This is a genomic window from Niallia sp. MER 6 (assembly GCF_023714395.1).
Taxonomy (GTDB): domain Bacteria; phylum Bacillota; class Bacilli; order Bacillales; family Cytobacillaceae; genus Niallia.
Genome location: NZ_JAMAUK010000012.1, coordinates 1 through 15,381, shown reverse-complemented (window position 1 = coordinate 15,381; position 15,381 = coordinate 1). Strand labels below are relative to the sequence as shown.

The 15,381-nt window shown below is 39.9% G+C and carries 18 protein-coding genes, 11 tRNA genes and 1 rRNA gene; 28 read left to right on the top strand and 2 right to left on the bottom strand.

Going from position 1 to position 15,381, the window contains the following annotated elements; translation table 11 throughout:
• The first annotated feature begins 93 nt into the window (after positions 1-93).
• Complete coding sequence (uvsE, locus tag M3600_RS15535; protein WP_233316918.1) at positions 94-1,068, top strand: UV DNA damage repair endonuclease UvsE; 975 nt, start codon at positions 94-96, stop codon at positions 1,066-1,068.
• 14 nt (positions 1,069-1,082) lie between these two features.
• On the opposite strand, the gene M3600_RS15530 is transcribed toward uvsE, so the two are convergent.
• Complete coding sequence (locus M3600_RS15530; protein ID WP_233316919.1) at positions 1,083-1,805, bottom strand: rhomboid family intramembrane serine protease; 723 nt, start codon at positions 1,803-1,805, stop codon at positions 1,083-1,085.
• Positions 1,806-1,905: 100 nt separating this feature from the next.
• On the opposite strand from M3600_RS15530, the gene acpS reads away from it, so the two are divergent.
• The 14 genes from acpS (at position 1,906) to M3600_RS15460 (ending at position 13,031) form a co-directional block, all read left to right on the top strand.
• Positions 1,906-2,256 carry a holo-ACP synthase gene (gene acpS / locus M3600_RS15525; RefSeq protein WP_233316920.1) on the top strand — a complete coding sequence of 117 codons (351 nt, stop codon included), beginning with the start codon at positions 1,906-1,908 and terminating at the stop codon, positions 2,254-2,256.
• 165 nt (positions 2,257-2,421) lie between these two features.
• Complete coding sequence (locus M3600_RS15520) at positions 2,422-3,432, top strand: LolA family protein (protein ID WP_233316921.1); 1,011 nt, start codon at positions 2,422-2,424, stop codon at positions 3,430-3,432.
• Between the two features lie 149 nt (positions 3,433-3,581).
• Complete coding sequence (gene alr / locus M3600_RS15515) at positions 3,582-4,736, top strand: alanine racemase (RefSeq protein WP_237942205.1); 1,155 nt, start codon at positions 3,582-3,584, stop codon at positions 4,734-4,736.
• Positions 4,737-4,973: 237 nt separating this feature from the next.
• Positions 4,974-5,255 (top strand): CopG family ribbon-helix-helix protein, encoded by a 282-nt coding sequence (locus M3600_RS15510; RefSeq protein WP_127740842.1) that lies wholly within the window; start codon positions 4,974-4,976, stop codon positions 5,253-5,255.
• Between the two features lie 4 nt (positions 5,256-5,259).
• Entirely contained in the window at positions 5,260-5,610 is a 351-nt protein-coding gene (gene ndoA, locus M3600_RS15505; RefSeq protein WP_019156408.1) for a type II toxin-antitoxin system endoribonuclease NdoA, read from the top strand.
• Between the two features lie 272 nt (positions 5,611-5,882).
• Positions 5,883-6,704: an STAS domain-containing protein gene (locus tag M3600_RS15500; protein WP_233316922.1), complete on the top strand. Its 822-nt coding sequence runs from the start codon at positions 5,883-5,885 to the stop codon at positions 6,702-6,704.
• 1 nt (position 6,705) lies between these two features.
• Positions 6,706-7,062, top strand: a complete 357-nt coding sequence (locus M3600_RS15495) for an STAS domain-containing protein (RefSeq protein WP_127740846.1) — start codon at positions 6,706-6,708, stop codon at positions 7,060-7,062.
• 3 nt (positions 7,063-7,065) lie between these two features.
• A complete protein-coding gene (locus tag M3600_RS15490; RefSeq protein ID WP_233316923.1) occupies positions 7,066-7,467 on the top strand; it encodes an anti-sigma regulatory factor in 402 nt (133 codons plus the stop codon).
• Between the two features lie 11 nt (positions 7,468-7,478).
• Positions 7,479-8,489 carry a PP2C family protein-serine/threonine phosphatase gene (locus tag M3600_RS15485; protein ID WP_233316924.1) on the top strand — a complete coding sequence of 337 codons (1,011 nt, stop codon included), beginning with the start codon at positions 7,479-7,481 and terminating at the stop codon, positions 8,487-8,489.
• 57 nt (positions 8,490-8,546) lie between these two features.
• Positions 8,547-8,879: an anti-sigma factor antagonist gene (locus tag M3600_RS15480; RefSeq protein ID WP_233316925.1), complete on the top strand. Its 333-nt coding sequence runs from the start codon at positions 8,547-8,549 to the stop codon at positions 8,877-8,879.
• Positions 8,876-9,349 (top strand): anti-sigma B factor RsbW, encoded by a 474-nt coding sequence (gene rsbW, locus M3600_RS15475; protein ID WP_251646647.1) that lies wholly within the window; start codon positions 8,876-8,878, stop codon positions 9,347-9,349. Before M3600_RS15480 ends, rsbW begins: the two co-directional genes overlap by 4 nt.
• Complete coding sequence (gene sigB, locus M3600_RS15470) at positions 9,327-10,124, top strand: RNA polymerase sigma factor SigB (RefSeq protein ID WP_233316927.1); 798 nt, start codon at positions 9,327-9,329, stop codon at positions 10,122-10,124. Before rsbW ends, sigB begins: the two co-directional genes overlap by 23 nt.
• A complete protein-coding gene (locus M3600_RS15465) occupies positions 10,121-10,717 on the top strand; it encodes a PP2C family serine/threonine-protein phosphatase (protein ID WP_251646645.1) in 597 nt (198 codons plus the stop codon). Before sigB ends, M3600_RS15465 begins: the two co-directional genes overlap by 4 nt.
• Before the next feature lie 139 nt (positions 10,718-10,856).
• Positions 10,857-13,031 (top strand): Tex family protein, encoded by a 2,175-nt coding sequence (locus tag M3600_RS15460; RefSeq protein ID WP_233316929.1) that lies wholly within the window; start codon positions 10,857-10,859, stop codon positions 13,029-13,031.
• Positions 13,032-13,084: 53 nt separating this feature from the next.
• On the opposite strand, the gene cmpA is transcribed toward M3600_RS15460, so the two are convergent.
• Positions 13,085-13,198, bottom strand: a complete 114-nt coding sequence (gene cmpA / locus M3600_RS15455) for a cortex morphogenetic protein CmpA (protein ID WP_233316930.1) — start codon at positions 13,196-13,198, stop codon at positions 13,085-13,087.
• 159 nt (positions 13,199-13,357) lie between these two features.
• Between cmpA and M3600_RS15450 the strand changes: the two genes are divergently transcribed.
• From M3600_RS15450 to M3600_RS15390, 13 genes are all read left to right on the top strand, one after another.
• Positions 13,358-13,828: a SprT family protein gene (locus M3600_RS15450; protein WP_251646643.1), complete on the top strand. Its 471-nt coding sequence runs from the start codon at positions 13,358-13,360 to the stop codon at positions 13,826-13,828.
• A gap of 182 nt (positions 13,829-14,010) precedes the next feature.
• Positions 14,011-14,085 (top strand) — tRNA-Asn (locus tag M3600_RS15445).
• A gap of 11 nt (positions 14,086-14,096) precedes the next feature.
• Positions 14,097-14,187 (top strand) — tRNA-Ser (locus M3600_RS15440).
• 12 nt (positions 14,188-14,199) lie between these two features.
• Positions 14,200-14,271: transfer RNA gene (locus tag M3600_RS15435), tRNA-Glu, on the top strand.
• Positions 14,272-14,309: 38 nt separating this feature from the next.
• Positions 14,310-14,385: transfer RNA gene (locus M3600_RS15430), tRNA-Asp, on the top strand.
• A gap of 10 nt (positions 14,386-14,395) precedes the next feature.
• Positions 14,396-14,470 (top strand) — tRNA-Gln (locus tag M3600_RS15425).
• 7 nt (positions 14,471-14,477) lie between these two features.
• A tRNA-Lys gene (locus tag M3600_RS15420) sits at positions 14,478-14,553 on the top strand.
• Between the two features lie 17 nt (positions 14,554-14,570).
• Positions 14,571-14,655: transfer RNA gene (locus M3600_RS15415), tRNA-Leu, on the top strand.
• Positions 14,656-14,709: 54 nt separating this feature from the next.
• Positions 14,710-14,793, top strand: a tRNA-Leu gene (locus M3600_RS15410).
• A 66-nt stretch (positions 14,794-14,859) separates the two neighbouring features.
• Positions 14,860-14,936: transfer RNA gene (locus M3600_RS15405), tRNA-Arg, on the top strand.
• Positions 14,937-14,942: 6 nt separating this feature from the next.
• Positions 14,943-15,019: transfer RNA gene (locus M3600_RS15400), tRNA-Pro, on the top strand.
• Between the two features lie 34 nt (positions 15,020-15,053).
• Positions 15,054-15,127: transfer RNA gene (locus M3600_RS15395), tRNA-Gly, on the top strand.
• A gap of 132 nt (positions 15,128-15,259) precedes the next feature.
• A 16S ribosomal RNA gene (locus M3600_RS15390) occupies positions 15,260-15,381 on the top strand; the annotation flags it as partial.

Below are 15,381 nucleotides of genomic sequence, written 5' to 3'. Positions count from 1 at the left end.
TTCAACCCCTGTGAAGTGAATCTTCACAGGGGTTTTTTATGTTTTTTCTTGTGCATACTAACCAAAAGGCTTATAAGGAAGGATGTTAGCCAATTGACTATATTCAAACTAGGCTATGTTGCAATGAGTGAAAATCTCAAAAATGCATCACCATCTCAAACGATGACATATAAGCAATTCTCCCAAATTGCGAATAAGGAAGCGGCATTGCAGAAGCTTGAGAGGATTGCCATCAGCAATCTTGAGAATTGCTTAAGACTCTTAAAACATAATATAGGTAATGATATTCACTTCTTTCGTTTTAGCTCTAAGCTGATACCTCTTGCCAATCACCCAGAGCTTCAAGGCTGGAACTTTATGCGGCCGCTGAAATCAAAGCTGTCAGAATTGGGGGAATGGGTGAAGAAGCATTCCATGCGCGTCGATTTTCATCCAGACCATTTTGTTGTTTTAAACAATTCTCATGCTGATATCTTAAAAGCATCCTTGAAGACACTGTCTGTCCATGAGGGGTTGCTGAAAGGGATGGCTATAAATACTACTCACAGATGTGTGCTTCATGTCGGAGGAGCCCATGATGATAAGGAAGGGGCACTAGAGCAGTTTATCGTCAATTGGGGATTTGTTCCTGAGAAGCTGCAAAGAATGATTATCCTTGAAAATGATGATACGACCTTTACGATTGATGACACCCTTTATTTATGTGAAAAATTAGGGATACCGTTTGTTTTTGATTTGCATCATCACCTAGCCAACCATACGGACAGCAATTGGGAGGAACAGTGGCCGAGAATGATAGAAACGTGGAAAGACTCTCCGCTTCCTCTGAAAATGCATATATCCAGCCCCCGTTCTGAAGCAGAATTTCGGGCGCACGCCGATTATATTGATGTTGATATGTTTATGGGATTTTTGGAGAAAGTCAATCAGACTTTGCCAGAAATACATTGTATGATTGAAGCGAAAGCAAAGGATAATGCCCTCTTTCAACTGGCAAAAGATCTTCGTGAGTCAGGGAGGGCAGAATTCATTGATCAGTCTACCTTTACTTTGAAAAATCAATCATAAATGAGTTTTTTAGGTCAGCGAAACAGACCGATTAATGCAAGCAAAATAATAATTGTCCAAATCGTCAGCGTTCGCGCTGGCGGTTTTCTGTTTGAGCGAACTCTTCCTTTGAGTTCTAAAAACTCTTCTTTATACGAAGAGAAGATTTTTCTGCCTTTCGCTTCAATAAGGCTCCCGGCTGCCATTCCAAAGAAAAAGCCGAATAGATGTGCAGCAATATTAATATTGGGTTGGAGGAACGTCATGATTAAGCTTAATGCCGCAATCGTGCCAATTACTTGTGAATTATTCCTTGATATAATATCTTTGCGGAATACAATTAAAGCGATATAGTAGCCGAATAGACCAAAAATGCTGCCGCTTGCACCGAGATGTGAAAAGGTGAGCGGTTCTGTCACAAGGGTGGCGAGATTTGCTAATATGCCAGTTAACAAGTAAATAGCAATAAATTTAAATTTACCAAGTATTCTTTCTAATGCAGGTCCAAATAAAAAGATGCTGAAGCAATTGAACAGGAAATGGGAAAAGCTCGTATGCAGGAAAATCGGTGTGATCAGTCTCCACCAGTCTCCTTGGATAATATAGAGATTGACGCCAACCATGTTCGTCATGATAAGCTGGTTTGGAAAAACAGGCAGTACAGTTGATAAGTAAACCAACAAGTTAATGAACAGAATGAGAGAAACAATAGGATAGTAAGTTAAATACTCTTTAAAGCTTTCTCTTCTTGTAAACAATAAAAAACCTCCTTTGCACTTAGTTTCATGATAGCCAATGGGAAGGGAAAGATACAAATAATTTATGCTTACTAAATAGAAAATAGAAGGATGTGTCCTGATGATAAAGGGAATTGGAATCGATATTGTAGAACTTAAGAGAATAGCTGAGCTGCTAGAGCGTAAACCGCAATTTGCGGACAGAATTTTGACAGCATATGAAAAGGAAAGATTTGATAAACTGCTATTAAAAAGAAAAATAGAGTTTCTAGCAGGCAGATTTGCAGCAAAGGAAGCATTCTCAAAAGCTGTTGGAACAGGTATTGGCAAAGGGCTCAGCTTTATAGATATAGAAGTTGGGCAAACCGAGCAAGGTAAGCCGTATATAGTCAGGCCTTATTCAGATGGAGTTCATTTATCCATCACCCATAGCAGCGAGTATGCGTTCGCCCAGGTAGTAATAGAGGAATAATAATCAAAAAAATGAACAGCTTGTTTCTTTCTGATGTGCATATTCCCTATAGTTGTCTCATATATTCATAGAGCAAAAGGAGACAAGTTTAAAGTCAGCTTTATGCTAATAAGACCTAAACTTCTCTTCTTAAATCGATGAAAAGAGAATAAGGGAGTTGAAAAAATGAACAAGAAATTATGGTTGCTTTTCGTAGGGCTAGCGGTCATGGTAATGTTAACTGCCTGTGGAACAAAATCCAAGGAGGATGTACTTAAAGATTTGGATGAAAAGGTTGCTACAAAAGGCTATAAAGCCGATGCAGAAATGACATTGCAAATGGGCACTGAGCCGCAAACCTATGATGTTCAAATCTGGCATAAAGATCCTACGTATTACAGGGTGAATTTAAAGAATGCGAAAAAGGACCAAAGCCAGATGATCCTCAGAAATGATGAGGGTGTTTATGTACTGACACCAGCATTGAACAAAAGCTTTAAGTTTCAAAGCGATTGGCCAGAAAACAGCAGCCAAGCGTATCTATATGAGTCTTTAGTTAAGGACATCGAGGAAGACAAGGATGCGAAATTCTCCTCTACAGATAAATATTATGTATTTGAAACAAAAACTAGATACCAAAATAATAAGATGCTGCCTACACAGGAAATCACTTTAAACAAAAAAGATTTATCACCTGTGAGTGTTAAGGTGAAGGACACAGACGGCAAAGCACTTGTCACTGTGAAATTCTCTAATGTGAAATTTGATGTGAATTTTGATAAAGCTGACTTTGATTTACAAAAGAGCATGACTGCAGCCAAACTAGCTGTGCCTGTAATGGCTGAAGTGGATGAGGATGAATCATTCTCCGTCAAATATCCGGAAACTTTATTAGGTGCAAGCCTTGTTGAAGAGAAAAAGGTTGCAACTGAAGATGGTGAAAGGGTAGTTCTGACATATGACGGACAGAAATCATACACAATCATTCAAGAAAAAGCAGAAGTAGCCCCTGCGACAGCAGGTCCAATTAATATGACTGGAAATCCTGTCGACTTAGGTTTTGCGATTGGAGCTGTTTCTGGCAATAAGATATCGTGGACATATGAAGGAGTAGACTATGTTATTGCATCTACAGAGCTGTCAGAGGATGAAATGGCAGAGATAGCACGGTCTGTTCAAGGAGAAGCAATTAAATAAGCCGTAAACAAGCCGGGTGTGGTACCACACCCGGCTGTTTTTTTGTTATGCTGGTCCGTATCATTGATAATTTATTGACAAGCAAAAGTGGAAATAGAATAATTTAACTATTATACTTCGTGTTTAGGAAAGAAGGAAGGTTAGCTTTGATGCTAGAAAATACATTTTTTCGGGATACTTGGGCAGAAATAAATTTAGATTATATAGAAGAAAATGTGAAAAACATGAGAAGCAGGATGAAGCAAGACAGCAAACTTTTTGCAGTAGTGAAAGCGAATGGTTATGGTCACGGAGCTGAAGAGGTTGCTCGTGCTGCACTTCATGCAGGAGCAGATTATTTAGCGGTAGCTTTTTTAGATGAGGCTCTTTCACTACGGAAAAAGGGCATTGCTGCACCGATATTGGTATTAGGAGCAAGCAGACCTGCTGATGCCTTAATAGCAGCACAGCAAAACATCTCCTTGACCGTTTTTGATATACAATGGTTAGAAGAAGCTGCGATTCAACTGCAAGGCAGTGATATTAACATTCATGTAAAAGTCGATTCAGGCATGGGAAGATTAGGGCTAAGAACGGAAAGGGAAGTTAAGGAAATTGAGGAATTTCTTTCTCGGCATACAGAGTTTATTTTAGAAGGAATTTATACCCATTTTGCAACAGCAGATGAGCGTGATTCCGATTACTTAAACAAGCAGTCACAAAAATTCGCAGAAATATTAGCTAGCTTTACAGCTAAGCCTCCGATTGTACATTGCAGCAATAGTGCTGCAGGACTTCTTCATCCTGAACTGGCGTTCAATGGAATCAGGCTGGGGATTTCCATGTACGGCTTGTCTCCTTCAATGGAAATTGAAGAATTGCTGCCATTTAAGCTTAAAGAAGCTTTCTCGCTTCACACAAAAATTGTCCAAGTGAAAAAGCTTCAAAAGGGTGATAAAGTAAGTTATGGTGCCACATATGAGGCGAAGGAAGATGAGTGGATTGGGACATTGCCGATAGGTTATGCAGATGGGTGGCTCAGAAAGCTGCATGGCCAAGAGGTTCTTGTTGATGGCAGAAGAGTTCCGATTGTAGGCAGGATATGCATGGACCAATGTATGATTAAACTTCCCTTTCAAATGGAGGTTGGAACAAAGGTTACATTGATTGGAATTCAGCAAGAGCAAGCGATTTCTATTAATGAAATTGCCAAAAAACTGGACACGATAAATTATGAAGTGACCTGCACCATTGCTAGCAGAGTGCCGAGAATATATATAAAAGACAAAGCACAGCGAAATATCGTTAATCCGCTCCTAAATTAATGTAATGGAAACATACTATGCAGAATAGGATTAATAAGGGTTGCTGCCTAAATACTTGAGGCAGTGTGTGAATATAAAAAAATGTACAAAATTTATTGGGAATGATGCATAAAACCTATAATTTTTGGCGGATAATACATTAGAATTGCTGAATGGACTTTGCAGATTGGGTTATTAGTGGTATGATTAAAAAAAAGAGCTAAATATGGTGTGTAGTGATGGTGGAGGTGTATGTTTGTGTCTGAATCCAGCGCAACGACAGAGATCATGATAAAATTACCAAAGCATTTATTATCTGAATTGGACGGCTTCGTAAAGCAAGAAAATGTGAATCGTAGTGAATTTATTTATCAAGCAACGAAAATGTACCTTCGTGAACGGAAAAAGAGACATATACGGGAATCAATGAGAAGAGGCTACATGGAAATGGCAAAATTAAATTTATCCATTGCATCGGAAAGCTTTCTAGCAGAATATGAGGCAGAGCATACAGTAGAACGTCTAGTTAGCGGAGGATAATCCTTTGATTGTCAAACGTGGTGACGTTTATTTTGCAGACCTATCCCCAGTTGTTGGCTCAGAGCAAGGCGGTGTCCGTCCTGTACTTGTCATTCAAAACGACATCGGGAATCGGTTCAGTCCCACAGTCATTATTGCAGCAATTACGGCTCAAATTCAGAAGGCTAAATTGCCGACTCATGTGGAAATTGACGCGAAGCGCTATGGTTTTGAGAGAGATTCAGTAATTCTTTTGGAACAAATTCGCACGATAGATAAACAGAGGTTAACGGACAAAATTACCCATCTTGATGATGAAATGATGGAAAAAGTAGATGAAGCTCTGCAAATAAGCTTGGGTCTCATTGAATTTTGATAGGGATTATTGCGCTCTTTTTTAAAGAGCGTATTTTTTTTGCATTCATGCACATAAATTTTATATATTTTTCTTGAAAACAGGTTTTGAGGCAGACGATAAAGGGAAAATAGAAAAGTCAAATAGACTTTGTTCATATTCGAAGCATATTAATGGTTCGTAAAGATATTGTATACTAATAATTTCACCTGCTAGTTATGAAATTTGATGATGATAGACCTGTAAAAAACCCCATTACTATCATCCGAATATGTTAAAATGGAGGTTGAACCTTGAAAAAAGAAATAATAGATTTTTTGAAATCTAATCATAAAGAAATCCATTCTGACTGGCTCAACAAGATGGAAGAAAATAGGGATAAACTGACTATCAGAATCACCTCTGATCATGATTATTACATGATGGGCGAGGAATTTATTAACCTGCTCCTTGTGGATTCATTAGGTAATAAAGTGTTTAATGATAAGCTGCCTGCTTTTATAGAAAAGGCTGTCAGCTATAATTGGCCTCTCCGGTTCTTGGTGCAGGGAATACAGGTTCTTGAGCAGGTGGTGTTGGAACATCTGGAGAAATCTGAGTCGAGTCATAATAAGGCCTATGAGCAAGTCAGCCTCTTAAATGCTTGGGTTCATCCACTGTGCCAAAGGATTGTAGAAGTATACTCCGAAACATGGGAAAGGACTTTCTCCTTGCAAAAGATTGCGCTGCAGGAACTGTCAGCTCCTTTAATTCCAGTTTTTGATGGAATTACAATAATGCCGCTTGTTGGTACAATAGATACACAGCGTGCAAAGCATATAATGGAAAATCTGCTCCAGGGTGTAGTTAAGCACCGATCAGAAGTTGTGCTGATTGATATAACAGGTGTTCCTGTTGTTGATACGATGGTTGCCCACCATATCATTCAAGCAGTTCAAGCCGTTCGGCTGGTAGGAGCAAAAAGCATGATTGTCGGAATTAGGCCGGAGATTGCACAAACCATTGTTAATCTTGGAATTAAATTAGATCAGTTTGAAACGAAAAATACATTAAAAAAAGGCATGGAAAAAGCTTTAGAATATACAAACAGAAAGTTGGTTGAAATTGGTGAATAAAGTGAGAATACCAATATTAAAGCTGCATGATTGTTTGCTTGTTTCTATCCAGTGGGAGTTGGATGACCAGACAGCCCTCCAGTTTCAGGAGGATTTGCTGAATAAAATCCATGAAACAAGTGCAAATGGTGTCGTAATCGATTTAACTTCTATTGATTTTATCGATTCATTTATAGCGAAGGTGCTGGGCGACGTTATTGGCATGTCCAAATTGATGGGTGCCAAGGTTGTGTTGACAGGCATTCAACCTGCTGTTGCAATTACGTTAGTAGAACTTGGGATCAGCTTGAATGATGTGTTGACCGCCCTAGATCTAGAAAAAGGTTTGGAGAAATTACAACAGGAATTGGGGGATTGACCTATGGGAGACCAATCCTGCGTAAAGATTGTCAACGAGTGGGACATTGTAGCTGCTCGTCAATTAGGAAGAAATGTAGCAAAAGAGCTAGGGTTCGGTACCGTAGATCAAGCGAGAATAACTACGGCTATTAGTGAGCTAGCTAGAAATATATACTTATATGCGGGCCAAGGCCAAATATGCATCAGCAAGCTTTCCGAGAACGGCAAAGTTGGCTTGAAATTAAGTGCTGTTGACAGCGGTCCAGGTATTAAAGATTTACGCCAGGTCATGCAGGACGGATTTTCAACCTCAGGCGGATTAGGAGCTGGCCTTCCGGGAGTGAAAAGGCTGATGGATGAGTTCCAGATAGAAACAGCAGTAGGAAAGGGTACAGATATCCAAGCAATCAAGTGGCTCAGATAAGGAGGGGGAACATGGATTTCCGTGAAATGATGGATTCTAAGTATCGAGATCTTCTTGTCAGTTACATCAAAGACGAATCTGAGCAAGCCCTCTATCAAGGGCAGAAGTTCAGCAGGAAATCGATTGAACATAAAATATCACCAGAGGATATCATAAGCCTACATAAATACTTAATGATGGATTTATATCCAGATTTACCGGAGCATGTAACAAGGTCTTTTGATATATTGCTCGAGGTTATGATGGGTTACGGTCTTGCGTACAGAGAGCATCAGAGCCTCCGCCATGTGCAGCAGGAGATTAGAAGTGAGATGGAGATTGCTTCTAATGTTCAGCAAACCTTGCTGCGTACAGAGATTCCTGATGTGGAAAGTATTGATATTGGTGCAATAAGTGTTCCTGCTAAAATGATGAATGGTGATTATCACCATTTTGTACAGGATGAAGATAAGTTTATCAATATTGCCATAGCTGATGTTATCGGCAAAGGGATACCTGCCGCTCTTTGTATGTCCATGATTAAGTATGCGATGGACAGTCTGCCGGAAAACCGCAACTTTCCAAGTAAGGTTCTGGAAAACTTGAACCGAGTAGTTGAACAAAATGTTGATCCAAGCATGTTTATAACAATGTTCTATGGCGCTTATGAAATGCAAACACATATTTTTCATTATGCTTCTGCCGGTCATGAACCAGGATTTTTCTTTGAAGCAAAAACCGGTGAGTTCAGCGACTTGGAGGCAAAAGGGCTCCTTTTAGGTGTAGATAAACAAGCTAAATATAAACAGTTTGAAAAAGAAGTGAATATTGGCGATATGATTATCCTGATGTCAGACGGCGTGACTGAGTGCAGGACAGAAGAAGGTTTTATCGAAAAGGAAACTTTAATCGGTTACATAAAAAAACATATTCACTTGAAAGCACAGGAAATAGTTAACAATGTCTATGAAGAGCTAGTGAAAATACAGGATTTTCAACTAAGAGATGATTTCACTTTAATTATTTTTAAAAGAGAAGTTTAAACTTCCTGCGCATCGGGTATTTATCTAAGACATTAGAATGTTAAAGGTGGGTCGTACATGAATATTGTGATAGATGTAAACGAAAAAGAGTTAGATGTTGATATTAAGGTGGCTGGTGAAATTGACGCATATACAGCACCGAAATTAAAAGAAACAATTTATTCCTTCTCTGAAAAAGAGGGTGTAAGGATGACTATAGACTTATCAGATGTAAATTATATGGACAGCACAGGTCTTGGAGTATTTGTTGGCGTCTTTAAAAATGTACGTTCAAACGATGGAGAATTTAAGCTTATCGGCTTATCTGAACGCCTAATCAGGCTTTTTGAAATAACAGGTTTAGCAGATATTATCGACATTAACAGTAAGATTGAAGGTGGGATTAAATGAGCCAGCATTTTGAATACATTGAAATGAAAATCCCTTCAAAACCAGAGTATGTAGGTATCATTCGGTTAACCCTTTCCGGAATTGCGAGCAGAATGGGATTTAATTACGATGAGATTGAAGACTTGAAAATTGCCACAAGTGAAGCATGTACAAATGCTGTTCAGCATGCTTATAAAAATAAAGAGTCAGGGGAAGTGCTGATTGGGTTTCGACTTTATAATGACCGTCTAGAGGTTATTGTTGCTGATAATGGAAAAAGCTTTGATTTTGACAGCACAACAAAAGATATCGGACCATACGATCAGGATGAATCTATTGAGTTCCTTCGAGAAGGAGGCCTTGGACTCTATCTGATTGAAACACTAATGGATGAAGTTAAAATTCATCACAATGAAGGTGTTACGGTCTTGATGACGAAATACCTTGAGGGAGAGCAGGTGGAGAGTGATGCCAAGACAATCTCAACCTAAGCGCCAATTAACAAAAGAAGAAGTAAATGAGCTTATAAAAAAATTCCAGCTAAATCAAGATGAGGAAGCCCAGAATATACTTGTGATGAATTATCGGGATCTAGTAGAAGTGCTGGCAAGAAAGTACTCTAAAGGAAAAATGTTTCATGAGGATATCAGCCAGGTAGGCATAATCGGGCTGCTCGGAGCTATTCGCAGATATGACGAAAGTTTTGGGAAAAGCTTTGAAGCATTTGCTGTGCCGACTATTATAGGTGAGATAAAAAGATTCTTACGAGACAAGACGTGGAGTGTCCATGTTCCTAGAAGAATAAAAGAGATTGGTCCGAAAATAAAGAAAACAGTAGAGCATTTAACAACTGAATTACAAAGATCACCAAAAGTTGATGAAATTGCTGACTATCTAGAAGTCTCTGAAGAGGAAGTGCTTGAGGCAATGGAGATGGGTAAAAGTTACCAAGCTTTATCTGTTGACCATTCCATCGAGGCAGACTCTGAGGGCGGTACAGTAACCTTGCTTGATATTGTAGGGGATGTAGATAAAGGCTTTGAGCGTGTCAATCAAAAGCTTGTGCTTGAAAAAGTGCTGCATGTATTGAGTGAGAGGGAAAAGAGTATCATTCAATATACATACCTGGATAATATGAGCCAGAAGGAAGCTGGTGACAAGCTCGGAATTTCCCAAATGCATGTCTCCAGACTGCAAAGAAGGGCGATTAAAAAACTCCAGGAAGCGATTCATGCTGAATCCAGCAATTCGGAGTTTATTCTATGACTGCTATAGCTGACTCCAACATTCAAGTTTTAGCACATCAGACGAACAAGCAAGGTAAAACATTATGTGGTGACAGCTATTTTTTTCTATCGACAGAAGAATACTTTATCTGTGTGCTTGCAGATGGCCTGGGGAGTGGAGAGTTTGCCAATGAATCATCCCAAGCGGTAGCAGACGTAATTGAAGGTAATCACACTGCAGACGTGGAAGAATTGATGGAGTTGGCAAACAAGGCTCTTCTTAAGAAAAGAGGTGCCGCTGTTAGTGTTTTCAAAGTGGATTATGAATCGAAAAGCATTAAGTACAGCTGTGTCGGAAATATCCGGTTTTTCTTGTACACTTCCGGCGGAAAACTCACCTACCCGCTTCCTGTAACAGGTTATCTGTCAGGAAGACCACAAGTTTATTATACTCAAATTTTTTCATATGAAGCTAATTCGAAGTTCCTTGTCCATTCAGACGGCTATAATATTCAAGGAGTGAAGGATTTACTGAAGGGCTATCACCCATTGCGTAATATTGCCGATACAATCGCCAAAAAATATAATAATTCAGATGATGATTCTACCTTTATTTTAGGAAGCTTGCTTTAATGTAAGCTTTTTTTTTGTCTTTTAAAGTTTGATATACCTTATTTTGGGATGATAGGGTTAGATAATTTCATTCAATATATAGTAATATGAAGGAAGCAACTCTTTATGATACATATAAGGAAGGACAGTGGTAGTTCGTATGGAGAAAGTTTTAATTAAAGAGGATTATCAAAATATGATTGCGAAGGAGCAATCAATCACGAAAAAACAAGTATCTAGTGTTCTTGCGCTTTTAGAAGAGGGGAATACAGTGCCCTTCATCGCCCGTTACCGCAAGGAGCAAACCGGTGCTTTAGACGAAGTGCAGATAAAGGATATTATGGACCGATATCATTATATTCAGAACCTGGAGCAGAGGAAAGAAGAAGTTATACGGTTGATAGATGAACAAGGAAAGCTTACAGAAGAATTGCGAAAGAGTATTTCAGCATCTGTTAAGCTGCAAGAAGTAGAGGACTTATATCGTCCTTATAAGCTTAAAAGACGAACTAAAGCTACAATTGCAAAGGAAAAAGGGTTAGAGCCACTTGCTCAATGGCTGCTTGAATATAACGGTAGCTCTCCTATAGAACAAGAGGCAGTTAAATATATTTCAGAAGAAAAAGAAGTGCTGACAGCTGAAGATGCCATCGCAGGTGCAAGGGATATTATTGCAGAGGTAGTATCAGATGATGCTGACAGCAGGAAATGGATACGAAATAAAACATTTCAAGGAGGACTTATCGCATCAAGTGCTAAAGATGCTGATAAAGATGAAAAAAATGTTTATGAAATGTACTATGAATATGAGGAGCCTTTAAACAAAATTGTACCTCATCGTACATTGGCGTTAAATCGAGGCGAGAAAGAAGACATATTGAAAGTATCCATTAAAGCGCCTGTTGATACAATTGTCAGCTATCTCGAAAAAAAATGGATGAAAAGAGAAGGTTCCCCGTCTCATGACACGATTAAAGCTGCAATTGAAGACAGCTATAAGAGACTTATACAGCCTTCTATTGAGAGGGAACTTCGAGGAGAGCTGACAGAAAAAGCCGAGGAGCAAGCAATTCATATCTTCTCGGAAAATCTTCGGAATCTGCTGCTACAGCCGCCTCTAAAAGGGAAAATGGTGTTAGGAGTCGATCCAGCTTACAGGACAGGCTGTAAATTAGCAGTCGTAGATGAAACGGGTAAGGTGTTAGAAATAGGAGTTATCTATCCTCATCCCCCGGTCTCGAAAGCGAAAGAAGCAGCTGCTAAGTTTCAAGAGCTGTTAACAAAATATAAAATTGAAATGGTTGCTGTAGGGAATGGAACAGCCTCCAGGGAAACAGAACAATTTGTTGCCGAGCAGATTAAGAAGCAAGACAAGGAAATATTCTATCTGATTGTCAATGAGGCAGGGGCGAGTGTATACTCAGCTTCAGAAATTGCCAGGGAGGAGTTCCCGAACTTTCAAGTAGAGGAAAGAAGTGCAGTATCCATTGCAAGAAGGCTTCAAGATCCTTTGGCAGAACTAGTGAAAATTGATCCGAAGTCAGTCGGCGTCGGACAATATCAGCATGATGTGTCTCAGAAAAAACTGTCCGAATCTCTTGGATTTGTCGTTGAAACGAGCGTAAATAAAGTTGGGGTTAATGTAAATACGGCATCTTCTTCTCTTTTGCAATATGTTGCTGGTCTTTCTAAAGCGGTAGCTAATAATGTTGTTAAAAAGAGAGAAGAAGAAGGAAAGTTTACAAACAGAAAGCAGCTAAAGAAGATTCCGAGGCTCGGTGCGAAAACATATGAACAGGCAATCGGCTTTTTGCGCATATTAGACGGTGATGAACCGTTAGACAGAACAGGAATACATCCGGAGCATTATGATGAAGTGAAGGCCCTGTTGAAAAAAATCGGTTTTGATTCTAAACAAATTGGGACAGATGAATTGAAGGAAGCATTAAGCGGTCTTAATATAAAGGCGGTTTCAGCTGAGCTTGGAATCGGTGAGTTGACTTTAGGTGATATTGTCGATGCTTTAATGCGTCCAAGTCGTGACCCGAGGGATGAACTTGCAGCACCGCTCCTTAGAACGGATGTTTTGAAGCTTGAAGATTTACAAGCAGGCATGGAGCTTCAAGGGACTGTCCGGAATGTTGTTGACTTTGGTGCCTTTGTTGATATCGGCGTTAAGCAGGACGGTTTGGTTCATATCTCAAAACTCAGCAATAAGTTTGTTAAGCACCCATTGGATATAGTGAGTGTAGGCGATGTGGTCACAGTATGGGTCGACGGTATTGATCATAATAAAGGAAGAGTCGCTTTGACTATGCTGCCGCCAAAAGCATAATTGCCAATGCTGAAAAAACCAAAGGACATGCTTAGTCCTTTGGTTTTTTATTTTCATGAGCAATTTTTTCTTCTATAATAATACCAGCATTGGTTAAGCAACCTGACTTGGTAGGTGTTTTTTTCATAAAACGCCTTTTTAATTTGATTTTGCAGCCATGTAGGCATAAGCTTATACCCCCTTTGTAATGTGCTGAAAAAATAGATGAAGCGCAGTTGCTGCTAAACCCAGCTTAGTAAAGGAAATATAAATCCTAGTAGTTACGAATTGCTGATGCTTAAATCATCATATGCTATAATATTTGTCTTGTTGAGGAGGGGACACTATTGACTGATCAGGAGCTGCAATTGTTAGTGGAAGAATTGTCAAACACTCATTTTAAAATACCGTTTATGCATAAAGCATCCTTTAACCCGAGACTCAGGACAACTGGAGGCAGATATATACTGAACAGCCACAATATTGAGATCAATAGAAAGTACTTAGATGAATTGGGGATGGAGGAACTAATCGGAATTATTAAACATGAGCTGTGTCATTACCATCTTCATATAAATAAAAAAGGCTATCAGCATAAGGATGCTGATTTTAAAAACTTGCTGCGAAAAGTTGGGGGGCCCCGTTTTTGTTCTTCCTTGCCGCAGGAAAAAACGCAAAACAAACCAAAGAGAACACTCATATACAGATGCCAATCATGTAATCAAATTTATTTTCGCCGAAAAAAAGTAGATATGAAAAAGTATGTTTGCGGGAAATGCAGAGGGAAATTGAGTCTTGAGGAGATAAGAAACAGCTAGAAATTACAGTGTTTATAAGGCATTTATATGCAGTGAAGGCATGTTCAGATTCGTTTTAAAAAAAGTTTTAGAAATACGCTTGACTTTTAATATATACCTGCCTATAATGTAAAGAGTCGACAAGAGAGAGCGACGAACTAACTAAGTTCTCTAGAAGACAAGCTTTATAGAATAAACATTATTCCGCAGTAGCTCAGTGGTAGAGCACTCGGCTGTTAACCGAGCGGTCGTAGGTTCGAATCCTACCTGCGGAGCCATTGTTTTTTTCGGGGAAGTACTCAAGAGGCTGAAGAGGCGCCCCTGCTAAGGGTGTAGGTCGCGATAGCGGCGCGAGGGTTCAAATCCCTCCTTCTCCGCCATTATTTTTTAATGGCCCATTGGTCAAGCGGTTAAGACACCGCCCTTTCACGGCGGTAACACGGGTTCGAATCCCGTATGGGTCACTTTATTAATTTAATAAACATTATGCAAAAAGCGAAATGGTCCCGTGGTGTAGCGGTTAACATGCCTGCCTGTCACGCAGGAGATCGCGGGTTCGATTCCCGTCGGGACCGCCATTTTTGTTGGTGGGCTATAGCCAAGCGGTAAGGCAACGGACTTTGACTCCGTCACTCGTTGGTTCGAATCCAGCTAGCCCAGCCATTTTTAAGAGCCATTAGCTCAGTTGGTAGAGCATCTGACTTTTAATCAGAGGGTCGCAGGTTCGAATCCTGCATGGCTCACCATTTATTATTGTAGATTCGCGGGTGTGGCGGAATTGGCAGACGCACTAGACTTAGGATCTAGCGCCGCAAGGCGTGGGGGTTCGACTCCCTTCACCCGCACCATGAATTTTAAACGAAATCGTTTATTGTAGTATGATGAAGGTTATCTAATATAGTGCGGTCGTGGCGGAATGGCAGACGCGCTAGGTTGAGGGCCTAGTGGGGGTTAACCCCGTGGAGGTTCAAGTCCTCTCGGCCGCATCTTTAAAAGACACTTGACAACCAGATATAAACATTATATGATAGTAAAGTCGCTTTCGTGGATATGCGCCCGTAGCTCAATTGGATAGAGCGTCTGACTACGGATCAGAAGGTTATGGGTTCGACTCCTTTCGGGCGCGCCATATTAGCGGGAAGTAGCTCAGCTTGGTAGAGCACTTGGTTTGGGACCAAGGGGTCGCAGGTTCGAATCCTGTCTTCCCGACCATTATCAAGTTGATTTAAGAAATTATAATTTAAATGCGGGTGTAGTTTAATGGTAAAACCTCAGCCTTCCAAGCTGATGTCGTGAGTTCGATTCTCATCACCCGCTCCAATTTATCTAAAATTGCTCTTTGAAAACTGAACAAACAAAACGTCAACAATAATCGTTTTTATAACTTGCGTTATAAAGATGAAAACAAAGTAACAAAAAGCTAGAGTTTAGCAAATGAGCTAATCTGACTCTTTATCGGAGAGTTTGATCCTGGCTCAGGACGAACGCTGGCGGCGTGCCTAATACATGCAAGTCGAGCGGACTTAAAAAGCTTGCTTTTTAAGTTAGCGGCGGACGGGTGAGTAACACGTGGG

Coding starts and splice junctions, on each gene's coding strand:
- M3600_RS15485 (WP_233316924.1), top strand. CDS start 7,479: ATGGATTTCCGTGAAATGATGGATTCTAAGTATCGAGATCTTCTTGTC.
- M3600_RS15520 (WP_233316921.1), top strand. CDS start 2,422: ATGAACAAGAAATTATGGTTGCTTTTCGTAGGGCTAGCGGTCATGGTA.
- M3600_RS15490 (WP_233316923.1), top strand. CDS start 7,066: ATGGGAGACCAATCCTGCGTAAAGATTGTCAACGAGTGGGACATTGTA.
- cmpA (WP_233316930.1), bottom strand. CDS start 13,198: ATGCCTACATGGCTGCAAAATCAAATTAAAAAGGCGTTTTATGAAAAA.
- M3600_RS15460 (WP_233316929.1), top strand. CDS start 10,857: ATGGAGAAAGTTTTAATTAAAGAGGATTATCAAAATATGATTGCGAAG.
- sigB (WP_233316927.1), top strand. CDS start 9,327: ATGCCAAGACAATCTCAACCTAAGCGCCAATTAACAAAAGAAGAAGTA.
- acpS (WP_233316920.1), top strand. CDS start 1,906: ATGATAAAGGGAATTGGAATCGATATTGTAGAACTTAAGAGAATAGCT.
- M3600_RS15465 (WP_251646645.1), top strand. CDS start 10,121: ATGACTGCTATAGCTGACTCCAACATTCAAGTTTTAGCACATCAGACG.
- M3600_RS15480 (WP_233316925.1), top strand. CDS start 8,547: ATGAATATTGTGATAGATGTAAACGAAAAAGAGTTAGATGTTGATATT.
- alr (WP_237942205.1), top strand. CDS start 3,582: ATGCTAGAAAATACATTTTTTCGGGATACTTGGGCAGAAATAAATTTA.
- rsbW (WP_251646647.1), top strand. CDS start 8,876: ATGAGCCAGCATTTTGAATACATTGAAATGAAAATCCCTTCAAAACCA.